This is a genomic window from Asanoa sp. NPDC049475, assembly GCF_040676915.1.
GTDB lineage: Bacteria > Actinomycetota > Actinomycetes > Mycobacteriales > Micromonosporaceae > Asanoa.
Window position 1 is genome coordinate 175735 of sequence record NZ_JBFAPY010000010.1, and the last position, 21057, is coordinate 196791.

The following is a 21057-nucleotide window of genomic DNA, read 5'->3' on the forward strand; positions in this document are numbered from 1 at the left end:
CGTCGCTGGCACGACCACGCGGCGGCGGTTGCCTATGGCACCTCGGCGCTGTTCCTAGTGGTCGGCGCTGTTCCAGTCGCGGCCCAGGCCGACCGACACCTCGAGCGGCACCGCGAGCGGATATGCCCCGCCCATCGCCTCGCGGACCAGTGCCTCGAGCTGCTCCCGCTCCCCCTCCGCGACCTCGAAGACGAGCTCGTCGTGGACCTGCAGCAGCATCCGCGACCGCGACCCGGCTTCCTTGATCGCCGCGTCGACGCGGAGCATCGCGACCTTGATGATGTCGGCGGCTGAGCCTTGGATGGGGGCGTTGAGCGCCATCCGCTCCGCCATCTCGCGGCGTTGGCGGTTGTCGCTGACCAGGTCCGGTAGGTAGCGGCGGCGGCCGAGGATGGTCTCCGTGTAGCCGTCCTGCCGGGCCCGGTCGACGATCGCCCGCAGGTAGTCGCGGACGCCTCCGAAGCGGTCGAAGTATTCGTCCATGAGGCCGCGGGCCTCTTCCGTCGGGATGCCTAGCTGCTGCGATAGGCCGTAGACGCTCAGGCCGTACGCCAGGCCGTAGTTCATCGCCTTGATCTTGCGGCGGTGGTCGGCCGTGACGTCTTCGAGTGGCATGGCGAAGACCGAGGACGCGGTCGCGGCGTGGAAGTCGGCGCCGGAGTTGAAGGCGTCGATCAGGGCCTGGTCCTTGGACATGTCGGCCATGATGCGCATTTCGATCTGGCTGTAGTCGGCCGTCAGCAGCGTCTCGTAGCCCTCGCCCACGATGAAGGCCCGCCGGATCCGCCGGCCCTCCTCGGTGCGGATCGGGATGTTCTGCAGGTTGGGGTCGGTCGACGAGAGCCGGCCCGTGGCCGCGACCGTCTGGAAATAGGTGGTGTGGATGCGGCCGTCATCGGACACCGACTTGAGCAGCCCGTCCACCGTGGACTTGAGCTTGGCCACGTCGCGGTGCCGCAGCAGGTGCTCCAGCAGCGGGTCGCCGGTCTGCGCGAACAGCCCCTGCAACGCGTCGGCGTCGGTCGTGTAGCCCGACTTGATCCGCCGGGTCTTGGGCAGGTTGCGCTCGGTGAACAGGATCTCCTGGAGCTGCTTGGGCGAGCCCAGGTTGAACTCGCGGCCGTGCACCGAGTAGGCCGCCTGGGCCGACGCCTTCACCTCGGCCGCGAAGTGCGCCTCTATGTCGGAGAGGTAATGCGTGTCGGCCGCGATGCCGACCTGCTCCATGCGGGCCAGCACCTCGGAGAGCGGCAGCTCGACGTCGGCCATCAGGCGGATCGAGAGCTCACCGTCGCGCGACAGCTCGGCGTCGATCGCGTCGGCCAGGTCGAGGGTGGCACGGGCGTGGAGCATGAGGTTCTGCTCGGCCACGCCCTCGTCACCCAGGCCGTCGATCGTGAGCTGGCCGGTCTCGGGCGTGTCGACGCGTAGCTCGCGGTGCAGGTAGCGCAGCGCCAGGTCGGCCAGGTCGTAGGTGCGCTGGTCGGGCCGGGCCAGATAGGCGGCGATCGCCGTGTCGCGGGTGAGCCCACGCAGGTCCCAACCGCGGGCGGCGAACGCGAGCCGGGCCGGCTTGCTGTCGTGCAGCACCTTGGGGTGCTCGGCGGAGGCCAGCCAGTCGGCCACCGCCTGCTCGTCGGCGGGCTCGAGCTGGGTGGGGTCGAACCAGGCGGCCGGCCCGTCGGCGGTGGCCAGCGCGATGCCGGTCAGCTCGCCGGTGCCCCGGCCGAACCGCCCCGCGACGGCCACGCCGGTCGGCACGCCGGGTCGCACGTGCTCGGCCACCCAGGGGGCGACGCCGCCGGCCGCGAGGATCTCGCCGAACAGGTCGAAGCCGGCCTCGGCCTCGGGCTCGACCGCGTCGAGGTATTGGTAGAGGCGCTCGCGCAGCACCCGGAACTCGAGGGCGTCGAAGATCTCGTGGACGGCCTCGCGGTCCCAGCCGTGCCAGCGCGCGTCTTCGGGACCCATCGGCAGCTCGAGGTCGCAGACCAGCGCGTTGAGCTCGTAGTTCCTTATGACGTTGGACAGGTTGGCCCGCAGGTTCTCGCCCGCCTTGCCCTTGATCTTGTCGGCGTTGGCGATCACACCGTCGATGCCGCCATATTCCTTGATCCACTTGGCGGCGGTCTTGTCACCCACGCCGGGCACGCCCGGCAGGTTGTCGCTGGTCTCCCCGACGAGGGCCGCCTTGTCGCGGTAGCGCGCCGGCGGCACGAAGTATTTGGCCTCGACTGCCTCGGGGTTCATCCGCCACACCTCGGACACGCCGCGCACGGGGTACAGAACGGTGACATGCTCGTCGACCAACTGGAACGCGTCGCGGTCGCCGGTCGAGATGATCACCTCCATGCCCGCCGCGCGCGCCTGCGTGGTCAGCGTGCCGATCACGTCGTCGGCCTCGTAGCCCGGCTTCTCCACCACCGGGATCCGCAGCGCCGCGAGCACCTCTTTGACCAGGCTGACCTGCCCCTGGAACGGCTTGGGCGTCTCGGACCGCCCGGCCTTGTATTCGGAGTAGCGCTCGGTGCGGAACGACTGCCGCGACACGTCGAACGACACGATGATGTGCGTCGGCTTCTCGTCGCGCAGCATGTTGATCAGCATCGACGTGAACCCGAACACCGCGTTCGTCGACTGCCCGGTCGCGGTGGAGAAGTTCTCCACCGGCAGGGCGTGAAACGCACGGTAGGCCAACGAGTGGCCATCAAGCAGCAGGATCCGGGGCTGGTCGCTCACCCGAGCGATGCTAGTCGGAGGGTCCGACAAGATGCCGACCGGACCCGAGCAGTTTCGTCCCGGTTGTCCGGATCACCGAACTCTGCGCGCGGAGGTCGGTCAGGCGTCCGGCCAGACCAGGGCTTGGGCCACGACGACGTGTACGCCGTTGAAGGTCACACTCGGCCCGCCGTGAAGCTGAAACCCCAGGTCGAGCGCCGCACTGACACGCCGGCAGAAGCTCTCGTCGTCAGGCCCGGTGAGCACGCGATACCGCGGCAGACCATCGGGCGGACCGTCCGCCATGCCGTCACCTCCTCCGTGCCAGGAACGACCAAGATCCATCACACGGTACGCCAGGGCGGTCCAGATCCGCGGTCCGGTTCTCGGGGGTGTGCCGCGGACCTGGCAGCGAAGCGAAGCGAGCGGTCTCCGGCGGGAGCAACGGTCCGGACCACCGCGGACCCGGGAAGAAGATCTGATCTTGATCTCGCTCTCGGTCTTCAGCGGTTGGGCCTCACTCTTTCGCGCTTGCGGCGTCATACCGGTCAGGATTCGAGAAGCCCTGGTCAGGGGGTCGCCGCTAGCGTCGGAGCCGAACCGAACGACGACGTCAGGAGTGACGATGAGTATCAAGACCGTGCTGCACCCCGTTTCCGACCTCGCCAAGGCCAAGGAGGTATATACAGCCCTGCTCGGGATCGAGCCGCAGGCGGACGCGCCGTACTACGTCGGGTACGACGTCGACGGTCAGCACATCGGGCTGGTGCCCGGGCGCACGACCGCCGGTCCTGTTGCCTACTGGCATGTTGACGACATCGAGGCGAAGCTGGCCGAGGTGACCGCCGCCGGGGCGACCGTGAACGAGGCCGCGCGGGACGTCGGCGGTGGCCGGCTGGTGGCCACGTTCTCCGACCCCGACGGCAACGTGCTCGGCCTCGTGCAGGACAGCTGACCGCTCGGGTTTTGTCGCACCCCACGGGTACCTTGACTACCTGCCCCACCCCCGCCACCTGAGGATGGAGACACGATGAGCACGGCCTCGAGGTCGCAGACCCGGTCGCACGTCGCCGACAGCCACGACCTGATCCGCGTGCAGGGTGCGCGCGAGAACAACCTCAAGGACGTGACCATCGAGATCCCCAAGCGCCGGCTCACGGTGTTCACCGGGGTCTCGGGCTCTGGCAAGAGCTCGCTCGTGTTCGGCACGATCGCGGCCGAGTCGCAGCGGATGATCAACGAGACCTACAGCGCGTTCGTGCAGGGGTTCATGCCCAACCTGTCGCGGCCCGAGGTCGACCTGCTCGACGGCCTGACCACCGCGATCATCGTCGACCAGGAGCGGATGGGCGCCAACCCCCGCTCCACGGTCGGCACCGCCACCGACGCCAACGCGATGTTGCGCATCCTGTTCAGCCGGCTCGGGCAGCCGCACATCGGCTCGCCTAATGCCTATTCGTTCAACGTGCCGTCCGTGCGGGCCAGCGGTGCGATCACCGTCGAGCGTGGCGGCAAGACCAAGGCGGAGAAGGCGACCTTCAACCGGCTCGGTGGCATGTGCCCGCGGTGCGAAGGCATGGGGTCGGTCACCGACTTCGACCTGACCGCGCTCTACGACGCCAGCCTGTCGCTCAACGAGGGCGCGTTGACGGTGCCGGGATACAGCATGGAGGGCTGGTACGGGCGGATCTTCCGGGGCTCGGGCTTCTTCGACCCGGACAAGCCGATCGCCAAGTACAACAAGCGCGAGCTGCACGACCTGCTGCATAAGGAGCCGACCAAGATCAAGGTCGAGGGGATCAACCTGACGTACGAGGGGTTGATCCCCAAGGTCCAGAAGTCGATTCTGTCGAAGGACGTCGACGCCCTCCAGCCGCACCTACGCGCGTTCGTGGAGCGGGCGGTCACCTTCCAGACGTGCCCCGACTGCGACGGCACCCGGCTGGCCCCCGAGGCCCGGTCCTCGAAGATCAAGGGCAAGAACATCGCCGACGTCTGCTCGATGCAGATCAGCGACCTGGCCGACTGGATCCGTTCGCTGGACGAGCCGTCTGTGGCGCCGCTCGTGGCCGGCCTGCAGCACCTGCTGGACTCGTTCGCGGAGATCGGCCTGGGCTACCTCTCGCTCGACCGGCCGGCCGGCACCCTGTCCGGTGGCGAGGCGCAGCGCACCAAGATGATCCGCCACCTGGGGTCGGCGCTGACCGACGTCACCTACGTCTTCGACGAGCCCACCATCGGGCTGCACCCGCACGACATCGCGCGGATGAACGACCTGCTGCTGCGACTACGCGACAAGGGCAACACGGTGCTGGTCGTCGAGCACAAGCCTGAGACGATCGCGATCGCCGACCACGTGGTCGACCTCGGGCCGGGCGCGGGCAGCTTCGGCGGCGAGGTGGTCTTCGAGGGCTCGCTGGAAGGGTTGCGCGCCTCGGACACGTTGACGGGCCGCCATCTGGACGACCGAGCGTCCTTGAAGCCTTCGGTGCGCAAGCCGTCCGGCAAGCTGCCGGTCCGCGGTGCCAACACCCACAACCTGCGCGACGTCTCGGTCGACATCCCGCTGGGGGTGCTGGTCGTCGTGACGGGGGTGGCGGGATCGGGCAAGAGCTCGCTGATCCACGGCTCGGTGTCGGGCGGCGAGGGCGTGGTGACGATCGACCAGACCGGCATCCGGGGTTCGCGGCGCAGCAACCCGGCTACCTACACGGGGCTGCTGGAGCCGATCCGCAAGGCCTTCGCCAAGGCCAACGGGGTCAAGCCGGCCCTGTTCAGCGCCAACTCGGAGGGCGCGTGCCCGACTTGCAACGGCGCGGGCGTGATCTACACCGACCTCGGCGTCATGGCCACGGTCGAGTCGACGTGCGAGGAGTGCGAGGGCAAGCGCTTCCAGGCGTCGGTCCTCGAATACCGCCTGGGCGGCCGCGACATCAGCGAAGTCCTGGCGATGTCGGTGACGGAGGCGGAAGAGTTCTTCTCGAAGGGCGAGGCGAACACCCCGGCGGCACACAAGATCCTGGACCGCCTGGCCGACGTGGGCCTGGGCTACCTACGCCTGGGCCAGCCCCTGACCACCCTCTCGGGCGGCGAACGCCAACGCCTGAAACTAGCCACGCACATGGGCGAAAAGGGCGGCGTCTACATCCTCGACGAGCCGACCACGGGCCTGCACCTGGCCGACGTCGAGCAGTTGCTGGGGCTCCTTGACCGCCTGGTCGACGCCGGCAAGTCGGTCATCGTCATCGAACACCACCAGGCGGTCATGGCCCATGCCGACTGGCTCATCGACCTGGGTCCGGGAGCGGGCCACGACGGCGGCCTCGTCGTCTTCGAGGGCACGCCGGCTGATCTGGTGGCCCAGCGGTCGACGTTGACCGGCGAACACCTCGCGGCGTACGTGGGCGCATAGACGCCGGACTGCCCGGGCCGACTCCTAGCCCCGATCCGCTGCTGCGGGTCAACCATCGGTCGGGGCGGTTCCACTTGCTCGGTGGGCACGGGACGCGCGATCGCGCGCCGCGATCGTGCTCGCTCGGTGGGCGCGAGGTGTCACCGCGCCCGCCTCGGCGGGATAACGCACGATCCCTTCCGCCGGGTTTGTCGCGAAGCACGGTCGCACCTGGTCGCCGGCGGCGGCGAACCCACGGGCGCGCGCTGCGAGCGGCGCCAGGCGTAGTCGCAGGCTGTCGGTGGCCGCGAAGCGCCACCACGCCAGGCCACGGAAACGACGCACAATTCATCTGCCGGCCCGGGATGCGAAGCACGACCAAGCCCGGCCTGCGGCGCCAAGCCGCGGTCGTGCGCGGCGAACGCCGGCCGCACGCGGCCAACGCCTGCCAACCCGCAGTCGCACGCGGCCAACGCCTGCCAACCCGCGGCGGCACGCGGTCTACGCCGGCCAGCCGCAGTCGCACGCGGCCAACGCCGGCCGCACGCGGCCAACCCCGGCCAAGCCGCAGTCGCACGCGGTCGTGACCGCGAAGCGCCACCACGCCGAGCCAATGGAGGCTACGCCTATTGGCCTCTGCGGGGTCGGGTCGCGAAGCACGCCTGGCCCGCGGCGGCCAAGCCGCGGTCGTAAGACGCGGCGCCGACCGCGTGACGCGTCCCAGCGCCTCATGCGGTGACGCCCATACGGGCGGGATACAGACGGAACGGGAACGCTTGACGCGAGCGCCCGGCGGCGGCCCGCAGCAGCATGCGCGCGTCTGCCGCGAACACCTGGCCAGAAACGGGTGAGGCCCGGTCCCGCCGTAGCGGGACCGGGCCTCCACCGGTCGTTCTGTCAGGCCACGCCGAGGTAGGCGTCCTTGACCGCGGGGTCGTTCAGGAGCTCGCGGCCCGTGCCTTCCTTGACGATCTTTCCGGTTTCCAGCACGTACGCCCGGTGGGCGCGGGACAGTGCCTGCTGAGCGTTCTGCTCGACCAGGAGGATGGTCGTGCCGTCGCGCTCGTTGATCTCCGTGATGATTTCGAAGATCTGTTGGATGAGCATCGGGGCCAGGCCCATTGACGGCTCGTCCAGCAGCAGCAGCTTCGGGCGGCTCATCAAGGCCCGCCCGACCGCCAGCATTTGCTGCTCGCCTCCGGACAGCGTGCCGCCCGGCTGCTTGAAGCGTTCGCGTAGGCGCGGGAACAGGTCCAGGACGTGTTCCAGGTCCTTGGCGATGTTGGCACTGTCCTTGCGGGTGTAGGCGCCCATCTCCAGGTTGTCCTTCACCGACATGCCGGGGAAGACTCCCCGACCTTCCGGCGACTGGCAGATGCCCTGGATGACCCGCAGGTCGGCGCGCATCTTGGTGATGTCTACGCCGTCGAAGCGGATGCGGCCGCTGGCGATCGCGCGCAACCCGGAGATCGCCCGCATCGTCGTGGTCTTGCCCGCGCCGTTCGCGCCGATCAGGGCCACGATCTCGCCCTGCTCGACGTTGACGGAGATGCCGTGCAGCGCCTGGATCCGCCCGTACAGCAGCGTGATGTTGTCGATCTCAAGCAGCATCTGCGGGCACCCCCAGGTAAGCCGCGATCACCTTCGGATTTTCGCGGACCTCGGCCGGCGAACCCTCGGCGATCTTCTTTCCGAACTCGAGCACCACGATCCGGTCGGTGACGCCCATGACCAGGCGCATGTCGTGCTCGATGAGCAGCACGGTCACGCCGGTGTCGCGGATGTCGCGGATCAGCTGGAGAAGCGAGTCCTTCTCGGCCGGGTTGAAGCCGGCCGCCGGCTCGTCGAGGCAGAGCATCGTCGGGTTCGTCGCCAGCGCGCGGGCGATCTCGAGCCGGCGCTGTTCGCCGTAGGAGAGGTTGCGGGCCGCTTCCTCGTGCCGGCTGATGCCGACGAAGTCGAGCAGCTCGCGGGACCGCTCCCGGCCGCTGCGCTCCTCCTGCCAGTACCGCGGCAGGCGCAGCAGTGCGCTGGGCACGCTGGTCTTGTGGTGCGCGTCGGCACCGACCATCACGTTTTCCAACGCGGTCATCTCAGGGAACAGCCGGATGTTCTGGAACGTCCGGGCGATGCCCATCTTCGTGATCTTGTAGCGGGCGCGGCCGCTCAGCTTCTGGCCCTGGAACCGGATCTCGCCCGAGGTCGGGGTGTAGACGCCGGTCATGGCGTTGAAGCAGGTGGTCTTGCCGGCACCGTTGGGGCCGATCAGACCGAGGATCTCGCCCTTGTACAGCGTGAAGTTGACCTTGTCGAGAGCGACGACCCCGCCGAAGCGGAGCGTCACGTTGTCGACCTCGAGCAGGGCCTCACGCCCGGCGGGGACCGGCGTCGCCGGCACAGCCGGCGTCGACCCGCCTGCCGGCGAGTCATCCGTCGAGTCACCCGTCGGCGGCTCGGCCGGCACCCCGACCGTCGTGCGGGCGTCGGGCGCCGCGTCGCGCTCGCTGGTGACGTCGCGCTCGGGAGCGTCCTGCGGCTCGGGAGGCGTCTCAGGCACCGACCATCGCCTCCTTCTCACGATCCTTGAGCTCGGCGGCACGCCGCCGGTTGGGCCACAACCCCTGTGGTCGGAAGATCATGACCACGATGAGGATGATGCCGAAGAACAGGTAACGCAGGTTGGTCGCGCTGATGTCGTACGGCTCGCCGCCGATCCGCACCTGCTCCGGCAGGCCGAACACGTCGCCGACCGACCGCAGCCACTCGGGCACGTAGATGACCAGGAAGCCACCCAGGATCGCGCCGAAGATGTTGCCGGCGCCGCCGAGCAGCACCGCCGCGAGCACCAGGATCGACTGCTCCAGCTTGAACGTCGACGCGTTGACGAAGCCGATCTGACCCGCCCACAGCGCACCCGAGAACCCGCCGATGCCGGCGCCCATCGCGAACGCCCAGATCTTGAACTTGTACGTCGGCACGCCCATGAGCTCGGCCGCGTCCTCGTCCTCGCGGATCGCGATCCAGGCCCGACCGACCCGGCTGCGCACGAGGTTCCGGATCAGGAAGACCATTCCGATGATCACGGTCAGGATCAGCCAGTAGTACGGCTTGGCGTCGAACTGGAAGATCGGCGACCCGTTTGCGTTGCTGCCGGGCGGGCGGCCGATGTTCGGGATGCCCCGGTCACCGTTGAAGATCCAGTCGTTCTGCTGGGCGACGATCCGGATCATCTCGGCGAAGCCGAGTGTCACGATCGCGAGATAGTCACCGCGGAGTCTCAGAACAGGGAAGCCCAGGATCACCCCCGCCGCGAACGACAGCGCGATCGCCAACGGGAGCGCGGCCAACCAGGGCCACGGGCTCTCCAGCCAGTTGTACTCCGTGAAGATCTTGCTCTGCGGCGACGTGAGCGTCGCGACCGTGTAGGCGCCGACGGCGAAGAAGCCGAAGAAGCCGAGGTCGAGCAGGCCGGCGTAGCCGACCACGATGTTGAGGCCCAGCGCCAGCAGGATGTAGTAGCCGCACTGGAACAGCACCGTCGCCATGTCGTTGCGCGTGGTGTAGAGCGGGATGTACTCACCCAGCGGCAGGCCGAGGTATTCGTAGAAGCCCTTGTTGGGCAGGGCGTAAAGGAACACCACGAAGACCAGGACGATGCCGATCCGGCTGGCCTTCGGCAGCCGGTCCCAGCGCTGGCTCACGCCGTGGCGGAAGTTCCGCCATCGGGTACGGACGTCGGTCATGCGCGTGCCCTCCCGAGCGACTCGCCCAACAGGCCGGTCGGGCGGAACATCAGAAGCAGGATCAGCACGAGGAAGCCGATGAAGTCACGGAAGTTCGTGCCGAACACCGCCGAGCCGTAGTTCTCCACCAGGCCGAGGAGGATGCCGCCGAGGGCGGCGCCACGCAGGTTGCCGATGCCGCCGAGGACAGCGGCCGCGAAAGCCTTGAGGCCGATGAGGAAGCCGACGTTGAAGCGGGTGCTGGCCGCCTTCATGTCGGACATGACCGCGGCGACGCCGGCCATCAGGCCGCCGATCAGGAAGACCAGCAGGATGACGCGGTTCTTGTTGACACCCATCAGCGCGGCGGTGTTCGAGTCCTGCGCCACCGCCCGGATGCCCCGGCCGAACCGGGTGCGCTGCACGAACCAGTCCAGCGCGACCATCGCGATGACCGCGACGGCGAGCGTCGAGATCTGCAACGGGGTGAGCGACCACCCGCCGAGGCTGACGACCGGGTCGGTCGGCAGCATCGCCGGCACGCCGAACTGGCGGCGGTTGGTGAACGCGCCCATGCCCTCGGACAGCACGAACGACGCACCGATGGCGGTGATCAGGAAGGCCAGGGGTGGCGCGTTGCGCGCTCGCAGAGGTCGATACGCGGTTATCTCGACGAGCATCGCGAACAATCCACACAGGAGTGCGGCGACCACGATCGCCAAGGCGATCAAGCCGAGGGCCTCACCGAGGGACGGCCGGGGAGAGTTGGCGTCGAAGCCGAACGCCGACCAGGTCCAGATGGCACCGAAGGTGCCGATCATGAAGACGTCCGAGTGGGCGAAGTTGATCAGGCGCAGGACGCCGTAGACGAGCGTGTATCCGAGGGCGATCAGTGCGTAGATCGCGCCCTGGGTAAGCCCGGTGACCGTCAGCACCGGGAAACCATTTATCAGATCGTTGAATTGCAACAGGTTCTCCCGGGAGATCCCTCAGTCAAGGCCGGTGCGGCCGGGCTCGTTGTGCGCCCGGCCGCACCGGCATGGGTTTGACGCGACCGTTGTGCCTGATGGAAGAAGCCGGCCCCGGAGGGCCGGCTCAACCGATCGATCAGGCCTTCGGGATCTCCTTGTCGGGCGCCCACTGGCCGTTCTTGGCCACGTAGGCCCAGACGCGGACCTGGGACGGGTCGAGCTCGCCCTTGTCGGTCCACTTGTAGGTGACACCGGTGGCCGAGCCGGCCTTGTTGTAGCTGGTCAGGAACGCCTGGATGTCGGCACGGGTGGACTTACCCTCGCCGATGGCCTCGAGGAAGATCTTGGTGAGGTCGTAGGCAACGTCGGCGTACACACCGGGGGCGGCGTTGTACTCCTTCTGGAAGTCCTCGACGAAGGTGCCCTTGGCGGCGGTCGCCGGGGCGCAGGGGCAGGTCGCGACCGCACCCTCCACGTCGGCGTTGCCGGTCACGGACAGCATGTTGGCGTCGTAGATGCCGTCGCCGCCGACGAAGGTGCCCTTCCAGTTGGCCTGGCGGAGCTGCTTGAGGAACGGGCTGGCCTCCTCGGTGTAACCACCGTAGAAGAGGGCCGTGGCACCGCTCGAGGTCACCTTGGTGACGATCGCGCTGAAGTCCTGCTGGTTGTCGGTCGCCTTGTCGGAGGCGCTCACCAGCGGGCCGAGGGCCTTCTTGACCTCGTCCGCGAGACCCGCGCCGTAGGCCGACTGGTCGTCGACGACGAAGACCTTGGCCGGGTTGAGGCCCTTGATGTAGGCGGCCGCCGCCGGACCCTGCGAGAAGTCGTTGCCGACGCCGCGGTGGAAGATCTTCCAGCCCTGCTCGGACAGGCTCGGCCGGGTGGCCGACTGGCTGATGACGGGCAGACCCGCCTGCTGGAACGTCGGGTTCGCGGTCTCCGACTCGCCGGAGAACGCGGGGCCGACCATCGCGACGACCTTGGCGTCGTTGACGGCGCTGGTGGCGAGACCGCCGGCCAGCTCCGGCTTGCCCTGCGAGTCGTACTCCTGCAGGGAGACCTTGCAGTCGCTGTGCTCGGCGTTGTACTGCTTGATGGCCATGTCGGCGGCCTGCTTGCCCGGTGTCACCAGACCGGCGTCAGCGCCCGAGAGCGCGCCGAAGAAGCCGATCTTGAGGTCGCACACCTTGGCGCCGGCCGTGTCGCCGCCGGAACCGCCATCATCCTGCTTACATGCGGCCGCGCCGCCCATGACGAGTGCCGCAAGCGCGACCCCGCCGATAGCGCGTACGAAAATCTGCCTCAAGGCTGAAGCCCTCTCTCCGTCCATCAGCCCGTCGTCGCGGGCCGGGAGGTTGCAACGACGAACCGGACCGTTCACCCGGTCTGGGCCGGGACGTTATCCCACTACAGCGACCAACGTAAGGCCTCACTAGGCGCGTTGACGCAACCGTTACTTAGGGTGTCGGAATTGGCCCTGTGGGTGTCACAGTCGACGGTCGTCCGCCGAGGTCACCCTCTTGGAAATTGGCTGGCCCACAGGCCACCCGCTGTGCCGTCGTCGGTCAGCAACACCATCGTGTCGCCCGCTCCTCCGACTGTTACAGCGGTGTTTCCGCCCGGTCCGACCTGGACAGGGGTGGCCACGCTCTGCCAGCCCTTACCGGCAAGATCAGCTGTCCACAACCGATGGCCGTCGGCCCCGACGGTCGAAACCACCAGTCGGGAAACGGTTGACAGCACGGCAACGCCGTCGATAGAAGCCACCGCACCGGTTCCCGTTGCACCGAACCGCGTCGCGCCGGACCAGGATTCGGCCGTACCGGAGGCGTCACCGTGCCACGCCGCGTACGCCGTGCCGGCGACACCTAGAGCAACAAGGCCATCGGGGGTACGCGCCAACCGTTGCGCCGTCTCGTCGTCCGCCGTTCCAGGTAGTGGGACGCGGTTCCAGACATTCGCATCCGCCGAGGTCCAAACATAGGGATCGCGGTCAATTCGGTCGGCCGACCGCCCGCCGCCCACCACCAGCCAGCCGGCCGGCAACCGGGTGAGGTCGGACGCGAAGGTGTAGAGCGACGGCGAGTTGGCCAGCGTCGGCAGGTCTTCGTGGATGGTGAACGCGGTGGCGTCCGGCGAGGTCCACACCGTCGCGCCGCCGGCCCGGTTGCCGGCGATCAGCCAGCCGCCCGGCCCGGCCGCGATCCGGTTGACACTGACCTGCTTTGCACCGCCGTAGAGCTCGAAGTCCCGGGACGGCACCGCGACGAGCGTGCCGTCGGCGCGGGAGTAGAAGGTGCGCACGCGGGGGTTGCCGTGCGCCCCGCCGCTCTTCGCACCGATCGCGGCGACCCGACCGTCCTGGCAGCCGAGCGCGTAGAGGACGCTGCGGATCGCGTAGTAGTCGTCCACCGTGTCGACGGGCACCGGCGCCCAGCCGCTCGCGGCGGCCGCGTCGGCGGTCGACCAGAGCGCGGGCCGCGTGTCACCCGCCGGCGTGCCGACGCCGCCGCCGACGTACCACCGCTGTCCGCACCGGATCGCGTCGCGCGCCAGCACCCGGCCGGCCGGGCCTGGCGGCAACGGCAGCTCGACCGACTTCCACTGTGGATGCACGGGAGGCGGCACCGGAGGCGGATCCGGCGGCCCGGAGTCACAGGCGGCCAGGGCAAGAAGAAGCAACGCGAGCGCGAACCTGGTCGGTGTGCGCATGCGCCGGGCTAATCCGCGTCGGTCGGAGTCTCGGGCGCAGTGCCTCCGGCGCCCTCGGCGACGATCCGGTCGGCGACCTCCCGCATGGTCATCCGGTGGTCCATCGCGGTGCGCTGGATCCACTTGAACGCCTGCGGCTCGGTCATCCCGTAGGTGGTCATCAGCGCGCCCTTGGCCCGCTCGACGCTCTTGCGCGTCTCGAGCCGGTCCGCGAGGCCCGCGACCTCCGACTCGAGCGAGGCCATCTCGGCGTAGCGCGACAGCGCGATCTCGATCGCCGGCACCAGGTCGCTCTTCTGGAACGGCTTGACCAGGTAGGCCATCGCCCCCGCGGCGCGGGCGCGCTCGACCAGGTCGCGCTGGCTGAACGCGGTCAGGATGACGACAGGTGCGATCCGGCCGGCGGCGATCCGCTCGGCCGCGGCGAGTCCATCCATGATCGGCATCTTGATGTCGAGGATGACCAGGTCGGGCTTGAGCTCCTCGGCCAGCCGCACCGCGGTCTCACCGTCGGCGGCCTCGCCGACGACGTCGTAGCCCTCTTCCGTGAGCATCTCCGACAGATCGAGCCGGATCAGGGCCTCGTCCTCGGCGATCAGCACGCGCCGACGTTCGGCAGTCTCCGACGACTCGCCCACGAAGCCTCTCCCCAGGTGTGCAATCCGCGACCGGCCTGTCCGGTGTCGCGCTCCTTAGCGTAGTAGGTAGGCTGAGTGCGCTTCATCCTCGCGGTGCCTTCGGACCCGCGGTCCCCGTAGCCCAATGGCAGAGGCACGGAGCTCAAACCTCCGACAGTGTCGGTTCGAATCCGACCGGGGGCACCACCCGCCCCAGGCGTCCCGGTGGTCGCCCGCCCCGTAAGGGGCAGACGCAGCGCTGCGTAGACTCGGGACAAATCACCATCAAGGAGTCATCGATGCTCACCATGCAGGACGCCCTGGCCCGACTCACCGCCTACTGGGTGGAGCAGGGTTGCCTCACGGTCCAGCCGATGAACACCGAGGTCGGCGCCGGCACGCTCAACCCCGCGACGTTCCTGCGGGTGCTCGGCCCGGAGCCATGGCGGGTCGTCTACGTCGAGCCGTCGGTGCGCCCGGACGACTCGCGCTACGGCGAGAACCCCAACCGGCTGCAGACCCACACCCAGCTCCAGGTGATCCTCAAGCCCGACCCGGGCAACGCGCAGGAGCTCTACCTGGGCAGCCTGGCCGCCCTGGGCATCGACGTGGCCGCGCACGACGTGCGGTTCGTCGAGGACAACTGGGCGGCGCCGGCCGTCGGATCCTGGGGCCTGGGCTGGGAAGTCTGGCTCGACGGGCTGGAGATCACCCAGTTCACCTACTTCCAGCAGGCCGGCGGCATCAACCTGGACCCGCCGTCGGTGGAGATCACCTACGGCATGGAGCGCATCATCATGGCGCTCCAGGGCGTCCGCCACTTCAAGGACATCGAGTACGCGCCCGGCGTCAGCTACGGCGAGGTGTTCGGCCAGGGCGAGTACGAGATGTCCCGCTACTACCTCGACGACGCCGACGTCGCGGCCAACCGCGAGCTGCTGGAGCTCTACGCCGGCGAGGCGCAGCGGATGCTCGACGCCGGGCTCCCGGTGCCCGCGCACACGTACGTGCTGAAGAGCTCGCACGCGTTCAACGTGCTCGACTCGCGCGGCGCCGTCTCCACCTCGGACCGGGCCGCCGAGTTCGGCCGGATGCGCCGGCTGGCCGGCGAGGTCGCCAAGCTCTGGATGGCCCGCCGCGAGGAGCTCGGCCACCCGCTCGGCGTCGCGCCCACGCTCGAGCCGGCCACCGCGCCCGCCGGGCGGGAAAGCGCGGGAACCCGGCAGCTGGTCTTCGAGATCGGCACCGAGGAGATGCCGCCGGCCGAGGCCCGGGCGGTCCGCGAGCAGGTGCGCCGCGAGCTGACCGAGCGGCTGGCCGCCACCCGCATGGCGCACGGCGACGTCCGGGTGCTCGCCACACCGCGCCGGATCATCGCGCTGGTCGAGGCCGTCGCCGACCGCGAGCAGGACCACGTCCGCACGGTGAAGGGGCCGCGGGTCTCCGCCGCCTACGATGCCGCCGGCGAGCCCACCCAGGCGGTGCGCGGCTTCGCCCGGGGCCAGGGCGTCGAGCTCGCCGACCTGGAGCAGCAGGACGTCAACGGCGTGCCGCACGTGACGGTCGTGAAGCACGAGAACGGCCGCCCCGCCGCCGAGGTGCTGGGCGACGTGCTGGCCAAGGTGGTCACCGCGTTGCGCTCGGCCAAGAACATGCGCTGGAACGACCCCTCGCTGTCGTTCACCCGCCCGATCCGCTGGCTGCTCGCGCTGCGCGGCGACGAGGTCGTGCCGTTCGCGGTCTCGTCGCTGGCCTCGGGACGCGAGACCCGGGTGCACCGCACCGCCGAGGCACCGGTCGTCGCCGTGAACAGCGCCGAGATCCACCTCGACACGCTCCGCGCGCACGGCATCGTGGCCGACCCCGACGAGCGCCGGGCCGAGATCGTCGCCTCCGCACAGCGGCTGGCCGCCGCGGTCGGCGGGCAGGTCGACGTGGAGGGCGAGCGGGCGCTGATCGACCAGATCAGCTACCTGGTCGAGCAGCCGAACGCGCTGCTGGGCCGGTTCGACGAGAGCTACCTGCGCCTGCCGGAGGCGGTCCTGGCCACGGTCATGCGCAAGCACCAGCGCTACCTGCCGGTCCGCGACGCCGACGGCGACCTGCTGCCCTGCTTCGTCGCGGTGGCCAACGGCGCCATCGACGAGGACCTCGTGCGGGCCGGCAACGAGGCCGTGCTGCGCGCCCGCTACGAGGACGCCGCCTTCTTCTACCGCGCCGACCGCGACACCCCGCTCGACGCCATGCGCGACCGGCTGGAGCGGCTGACGTTCACCGACAAGCTCGGCTCGATGGCCGACCGGGCGACCCGGATCAGCACGCTGGCCCGTACCCTCGCGTCCGACATCGGGTTGGGCGGTCACGACCGCGACACCCTGGGCCGCGCCGCGGAGCTGGTGAAGTTCGACCTCGGCGCGCAGCTCGTCACCGAGATGACCAGCCTGGCCGGCGTGATGGCGCGGGACTACGCCACCCACGCGGGCGAGCCCGCCGCGGTCGCCGAGGCGGTCTTCGAGAGCGAGCTTCCCCGCAACACCGGCGACGCCGTGCCCGCGCACGCACCCGGCGCCGTGCTGTCCCTGGCTGACCGGCTCGACCTGGTCGCGGGCCTCGCCGCCACCGTCGGCCTCCCCACCGGCAGCAGCGACCCGTTCGCCGTGCGCCGGGCGGTGCTGGGCCTGCTCGCCGTGCACCGCACCGGCCTGGTGCCGACGAGCCTGACCGACGGCCTGGCCTCGGCGGCCGCGCTGCAGCCGGTCGACGTCTCCGACCAGGTCCTGGCCGACACGGCCGAGTTCCTGACGCGCCGCCTGGAGCAGGTGCTGGTCGAGGAGGGCCACCCGGTCGACCGCGTACGCGCCGTCCTGCCGCACGCGGACCGCCCGGCCCTGGCCGACCGGCTGCTGCACCAGCTCGACGAGCTCGACAAGGACGAGCGGTTCCGCGCGCTGGTCGAGGCGATCCAGCGGGCGCGGCGGATCGTGCCGGCCGGCACGCCCGCCGAGTACGACGCGTCCGTCCTGGTGGAGCCGGCCGAGCTCCGGCTGGGCGAGGTGGTCCGCGGCATCGAGGTGCCGGGTCCGGACCTGGCCGACTTCCTCGCGGCCGCCGGTCGGGTCACCGAGCCGGTCAACACCTTCTTCGACGAGGTGTACGTGATGGCCGAGGAGCCTGAGCTGCGCCGCGCCCGCCTCGGCCTGCTGGCCACCGTCCGTGACCTTGGCGCGGGCCTTCTCGACTGGGACCATCTCCGGATGTGAGCACCCAAGAGGAGATCTTCCAGCGGTACGTGTACGCGGGCGCGCTGAGCCGGGATCCTGACGCGCTCGCCGCGCTGTTCACCGAGGACGGCGTCTACGAGGCGCCGCTCGCCGGTCCCGGCGACCCGTTCCCGCGCCGGCTGGTCGGGCGCGCGGCCATCCGGGCCGGCATGGCGGCGGCGTACGCGCGCATGCCGGCTGCCGAGGACGACCCGGTGGACCCGATCCGCACGTCGTTCACGCTGCACACCACCGCCGACCCGGACGTCTTCGTCGCCGAGATCGACACGACCCTGATGTCGGACACCACGATGTCGCTGGTGCAGATCTTCCGGGTCCGGGATGGCCTGATCAGCCACCTGCGGGACTACTTCCGGCAATAAAGTAGATAGGTGATCACCGTCGGTCTGGTGCTCCACCCGACGAAGCCGATCGAGCAGTCACTCCGCCTGATCGTCAGCTCCGCCCGCGACGACGAGGTCCGGGTCGCCGCACGCGAGTCCGACCGCGCGCGCGTCCCGGACGGCGTCGAGATCGTCCCCGACGAGGAGTTTCACGACCGGGTCGACGGCATCGTGGCGCTCGGAGGCGACGGCACGATGCTCGGCGCCATGCGCCTGATGGTCGACCGCCCGGTGCCGATCCTCGGCGTCAACCACGGCAACCTCGGCTTCCTCGTCGAGGTCACGCCGGCGGGCCTGCCGGACGCCCTTCGCCGCCTGGGTGCCGGCGACTACACGATCGAGCAGCACGCCGGCCTGGAGCTCCGGGTCGGCGAGGCGCACCGGTGCGCGTTCAACGACGTCGTCCTCGGCCGCACCGGCGCGGGGCGGACGACGGACGTCGACCTGACGGTCAACGAGGTGCACTACGGCTACTACCGCGCCGACGCGGTCATCCTCGCGACGCCCACCGGCTCCACGGCTTACAACTACTCCGCCGGCGGGCCGGTGCTGTCGCCGTCGTCGCACGCGATGGTGGTGACCCCGGTCGCGCCGATGTCGGGCATCAGCCGGCCGGTGGTGCTGGGCGGCGACGACCGCGTCTCGTTCCACGCCCAGGGCACGCTCACCGTCGACCCCGACGGCACGGGTGCGCTGCCGCTGGCCGAGGGCGACGCCCTGGAGGTCGCGCTGCGACCCGACCTGGCGCAGGTCGTCCGCCTGTCCCCGCGGGACTACGCCAACCGCAGCCGCGTGCGGCTCAGCCTGCTCGACCTGCCGCTGCGGCCGGACCAGCTGCTCGAGCTGATCCCCCTCGAGCTGCGGCGCAACGTGGCCGCCGCCGTCGAGGAGTCGCCGCAGGACCGCCGGCCCGGCACGGAGCCGGACCGGTGGTGATCCCCGAGACACGCCCTACGGCGAGGTGACCGTGTAGGTCGCTCCCGCCTGCGTGCGAACGAGATGACGTCGCCGCTGATCGACGGCGTGACCGTGCCGCCGCCGACCCTGGTCACCGTGACCGGGCTGCCGGGCCACGGGTTGCGCAGGCGGAGCTGGCGGCCCGCCTCGCTGGTGACGTCGACATAGGACACCCAGCCGCCGGACAGGGCGCTGGAGAGCAGGAACGCGTCCTTCTCGCGGAGGTTGACGAAGCTGGCGTTCTTCGCCGTCGGCCAGACCGGGAAGACCCGGACGACGCCGTCGTCGCTCTGGAGCAGCAGGTTGTTGACCGCCTCGGTGGCGCCGGACTTCTCCAACCCGTGCCACGGGTCCCGGATCCGCAGGTTCGGGTCCGACTTGGCGGTGATCTGGGCCTTCAACTTGTCGATCAGGCTCTGCGCGGGGTAGCCGACCCGGGCCGCCTGGGTGAACACCTTCGGGAAGCTGTTGTCCTGTATGGGCAGCTCTCGGTGCACGGTCACCGGCGGATCGCTTATATCGGTGACGACGAGCGAATCTTCACTGGTCGCGAGCGGGCGGCGGCCTTTCGTGCCTGTGTCGCCGCCAGCGGTGGGCCGCTGTCGGGGATGGTCCACCCGGGGTGGTGACGTCATCGCAGGTGGCCTCGGCGTTGGCCGCAGTCTTGTCCGGCCCGTCGCCGGCAACCGCGTTGATCACCGGAAACGCGACGAACGGCCATCACCGGGCGCCAGGCCGGCCGGACGGACGAGCTCCCGAGGCGGCCTGGCGGGCCGACGAACGCCGCCACCGGCGTTCCTGCGGCTCCTCCGCCGCTTGGGCGACAACGTTATCCGGCCTGTCCTTGATGCCGGAATGCGCATAGGGTGCGGGCATGGACGGTGCCGCTGCGATGTTTGGCCGGGACAAGGCTTCGCGGTCGCTCGGGATGTCGGTCGTGGAGCTCGATCCCGGCCATGCCGTGCTGGAGATGACGGTGACCGGCCAGATGGTCAACGGCCACGGGATCGCCCACGGTGGTTTCGTGTTCCTGCTGGCCGATTCGGCCTTCGCCGGCGCGTGCAACTACCCGGGCGCGGTCACCGTCGCGGCGTCGGCCGAGATCGTGTTCGTCTCGGCCGCCCGCGAGGGCGAACGCCTGACCGCGACCGCCACCGAGCGACACCGCGCGGGCAGGTCCGGCATCTACGACGTCACCGTCCGCTGCGGCGAGCGCCTGGTGGCGGAGTTCCGCGGCCTGAGCCGCACCCTCTCAACCTGAGGACGTCGACGACGGTGAGCCTGTGCCGTCGAGCGCCAACGCCGACGTTCACGCCCGGGCGTCGGCCTACTCCGTGCCACAGCCGGTCAGGGCTGGAAATACTCGAGGTCCCAGCAGGTCGCGGTCGCGGGCACGTCGTACCAGTGCGGCATCCGGGTCGGTTGCCAGGTCGGGTCCGGTTGGAAGTCCAGCCACTGGCCGTCGAAGGGAGCCGCTCCCGTGCGGGCCAGGGACAGCAGGCGCTCGCCTTCGGCTCGGACGGCCGCGGCCTCCGCCTCGTCCCAGAACGCCGGATGGCCCGTGTAGGCCGCGAACGCCTCCTCGTCCTTCCAGGACCAGTGGCCGTCCGGATATACGAGCAGATCCAGCTCCTGGTCGTAGACGTCGACACCGCCCGCCCAGCGGATGACCGGGCGTTCCAGGTTGACGTACCAGGCGTTGAATCCCTCCCCCGGCAGCCAGCTCCACCAGATCGAGTGCGCCACACCCCGCGGCATCAGCATCAGGGTTCGGAACGGCTCCCAGGTGCTCAGGCTCAGCGTCGTCGTGATCCGCAGCGACGTCAGCAGCGACAGGTGCCGCGTCGGTCGGCCCGCGGCGTCGACCCGCCGCAGTGTCTGCGAGCCCGCTTCCACCCACATCGCCAGCCCGCGCTCGTCGTCGCTCACGACCCGGCCGCACAGCACCGAGCCGATCCGGCCGTCGGGGAGCAAGTTCCGGCGGATGATCGTCTGTCCTCGGTCGAAGATCATTCAGGGCACGATACGCTGGCGTACGGGCCGAGACGTGGTGATACTCAGCCATGGAAAAGGCCCGATCCGGGACTCTCGGTCGCGACCTCGCGCACGCGCTGCGTACCGGGCCGTTCTCCGCCGCCCTTCACCTGGCCATCGAGGACCGCGGCATCCGGCCCGAGGAGATCCAGGCCCGCCTCTCCGCCGCCGGGGTCAGCGTTTCCCTCGCGACCCTCAGCTACTGGCGTCGCGGGCGCAGCAGGCCCAAGCGGCCGGAGTCCATGCGCGCCGTGCGGCTCATGGAGGAGAT

Annotated in this window: 16 protein-coding genes and 1 tRNA gene; 7 read left to right on the forward strand and 10 right to left on the reverse strand. The window is 69.9% G+C overall.

The genetic code is table 11. The annotated features are described in order from the left end of the window. Window positions 1-54: 54 nt before the first annotated feature. Entirely contained in the window at window positions 55-2739 is a 2685-nt protein-coding gene (gene polA, locus AB0J88_RS34785) for a DNA polymerase I (RefSeq protein ID WP_364348852.1), read from the reverse strand. 99 nt (window positions 2740-2838) lie between these two features. Next, window positions 2839-3024 carry a DUF1737 domain-containing protein gene (locus AB0J88_RS34790; protein WP_364348849.1) on the reverse strand — a complete coding sequence of 62 codons (186 nt, stop codon included), beginning with the start codon at window positions 3022-3024 and terminating at the stop codon, window positions 2839-2841. A gap of 319 nt (window positions 3025-3343) precedes the next feature. On the opposite strand from AB0J88_RS34790, the gene AB0J88_RS34795 reads away from it, so the two are divergent. Further along, window positions 3344-3673 carry a VOC family protein gene (locus AB0J88_RS34795; protein ID WP_364348846.1) on the forward strand — a complete coding sequence of 110 codons (330 nt, stop codon included), beginning with the start codon at window positions 3344-3346 and terminating at the stop codon, window positions 3671-3673. 75 nt (window positions 3674-3748) lie between these two features. Beyond that, a complete protein-coding gene (locus AB0J88_RS34800; protein WP_364348843.1) occupies window positions 3749-6130 on the forward strand; it encodes an excinuclease ABC subunit UvrA in 2382 nt (793 codons plus the stop codon). An 876-nt stretch (window positions 6131-7006) separates the two neighbouring features. Here the strand turns inward: AB0J88_RS34800 and AB0J88_RS34805 are convergent. The 7 genes from AB0J88_RS34805 to AB0J88_RS34835 all read right to left on the reverse strand — a co-directional run bounded on the left by AB0J88_RS34805 (window position 7007) and on the right by AB0J88_RS34835 (window position 14152). Beyond that, window positions 7007-7720 (reverse strand): ABC transporter ATP-binding protein, encoded by a 714-nt coding sequence (locus tag AB0J88_RS34805; protein WP_364348840.1) that lies wholly within the window; start codon window positions 7718-7720, stop codon window positions 7007-7009. After that, entirely contained in the window at window positions 7710-8507 is a 798-nt protein-coding gene (locus AB0J88_RS34810; protein ID WP_364349412.1) for an ABC transporter ATP-binding protein, read from the reverse strand. The genes AB0J88_RS34805 and AB0J88_RS34810 overlap by 11 nt, the downstream gene beginning before the upstream one ends. 151 nt (window positions 8508-8658) lie before the next feature. Continuing rightward, window positions 8659-9852, reverse strand: coding sequence for a branched-chain amino acid ABC transporter permease (locus AB0J88_RS34815; RefSeq protein WP_364348837.1), 1194 nt, complete (start codon window positions 9850-9852; stop codon window positions 8659-8661). Next, window positions 9849-10799 (reverse strand): branched-chain amino acid ABC transporter permease, encoded by a 951-nt coding sequence (locus tag AB0J88_RS34820; protein WP_364348834.1) that lies wholly within the window; start codon window positions 10797-10799, stop codon window positions 9849-9851. The genes AB0J88_RS34815 and AB0J88_RS34820 overlap by 4 nt, the downstream gene beginning before the upstream one ends. Window positions 10800-10938: 139 nt before the next feature. After that, window positions 10939-12108, reverse strand: a complete 1170-nt coding sequence (locus AB0J88_RS34825; protein ID WP_364348831.1) for a branched-chain amino acid ABC transporter substrate-binding protein — start codon at window positions 12106-12108, stop codon at window positions 10939-10941. A gap of 206 nt (window positions 12109-12314) precedes the next feature. Continuing rightward, window positions 12315-13514, reverse strand: a complete 1200-nt coding sequence (locus tag AB0J88_RS34830) for a hypothetical protein (protein WP_364348828.1) — start codon at window positions 13512-13514, stop codon at window positions 12315-12317. 8 nt (window positions 13515-13522) lie between these two features. Continuing rightward, window positions 13523-14152: a response regulator gene (locus tag AB0J88_RS34835; protein ID WP_364348825.1), complete on the reverse strand. Its 630-nt coding sequence runs from the start codon at window positions 14150-14152 to the stop codon at window positions 13523-13525. 110 nt (window positions 14153-14262) lie between these two features. On the opposite strand from AB0J88_RS34835, the gene AB0J88_RS34840 reads away from it, so the two are divergent. The 5 genes from AB0J88_RS34840 to paaI all read left to right on the forward strand — a co-directional run bounded on the left by AB0J88_RS34840 (window position 14263) and on the right by paaI (window position 20013). Further along, window positions 14263-14338, forward strand: a tRNA-Leu gene (locus AB0J88_RS34840). A gap of 92 nt (window positions 14339-14430) precedes the next feature. Then, entirely contained in the window at window positions 14431-17391 is a 2961-nt protein-coding gene (locus AB0J88_RS34845) for a glycine--tRNA ligase (protein WP_364348822.1), read from the forward strand. Continuing rightward, complete coding sequence (locus AB0J88_RS34850) at window positions 17388-17774, forward strand: nuclear transport factor 2 family protein (protein ID WP_364348819.1); 387 nt, start codon at window positions 17388-17390, stop codon at window positions 17772-17774. Before AB0J88_RS34845 ends, AB0J88_RS34850 begins: the two co-directional genes overlap by 4 nt. Window positions 17775-17783: 9 nt before the next feature. Next, entirely contained in the window at window positions 17784-18731 is a 948-nt protein-coding gene (locus AB0J88_RS34855) for an NAD(+)/NADH kinase (RefSeq protein WP_364348816.1), read from the forward strand. A gap of 895 nt (window positions 18732-19626) precedes the next feature. Next, window positions 19627-20013: a hydroxyphenylacetyl-CoA thioesterase PaaI gene (gene paaI, locus AB0J88_RS34860; protein WP_364348813.1), complete on the forward strand. Its 387-nt coding sequence runs from the start codon at window positions 19627-19629 to the stop codon at window positions 20011-20013. Between the two features lie 86 nt (window positions 20014-20099). Here the strand turns inward: paaI and AB0J88_RS34865 are convergent, their stop codons facing one another. Then, window positions 20100-20765 (reverse strand): DUF402 domain-containing protein, encoded by a 666-nt coding sequence (locus AB0J88_RS34865; protein ID WP_364348810.1) that lies wholly within the window; start codon window positions 20763-20765, stop codon window positions 20100-20102. Between the last annotated feature and the right edge of the window lie 292 nt (window positions 20766-21057).

Bases quoted from the DNA above. Each gene is read 5' to 3' on its own strand.
- AB0J88_RS34790 (WP_364348849.1), bottom strand. From the start codon at position 3,024: ATGGCGGACGGTCCGCCCGATGGTCTGCCGCGGTATCGCGTGCTCACC.
- AB0J88_RS34795 (WP_364348846.1), top strand. From the start codon at position 3,344: ATGAGTATCAAGACCGTGCTGCACCCCGTTTCCGACCTCGCCAAGGCC.
- AB0J88_RS34800 (WP_364348843.1), top strand. From the start codon at position 3,749: ATGAGCACGGCCTCGAGGTCGCAGACCCGGTCGCACGTCGCCGACAGC.
- AB0J88_RS34805 (WP_364348840.1), bottom strand. From the start codon at position 7,720: ATGCTGCTTGAGATCGACAACATCACGCTGCTGTACGGGCGGATCCAG.
- AB0J88_RS34815 (WP_364348837.1), bottom strand. From the start codon at position 9,852: ATGACCGACGTCCGTACCCGATGGCGGAACTTCCGCCACGGCGTGAGC.
- AB0J88_RS34830 (WP_364348828.1), bottom strand. From the start codon at position 13,514: ATGCGCACACCGACCAGGTTCGCGCTCGCGTTGCTTCTTCTTGCCCTG.
- AB0J88_RS34845 (WP_364348822.1), top strand. From the start codon at position 14,431: ATGCTCACCATGCAGGACGCCCTGGCCCGACTCACCGCCTACTGGGTG.
- paaI (WP_364348813.1), top strand. From the start codon at position 19,627: ATGGACGGTGCCGCTGCGATGTTTGGCCGGGACAAGGCTTCGCGGTCG.
- AB0J88_RS34865 (WP_364348810.1), bottom strand. From the start codon at position 20,765: ATGATCTTCGACCGAGGACAGACGATCATCCGCCGGAACTTGCTCCCC.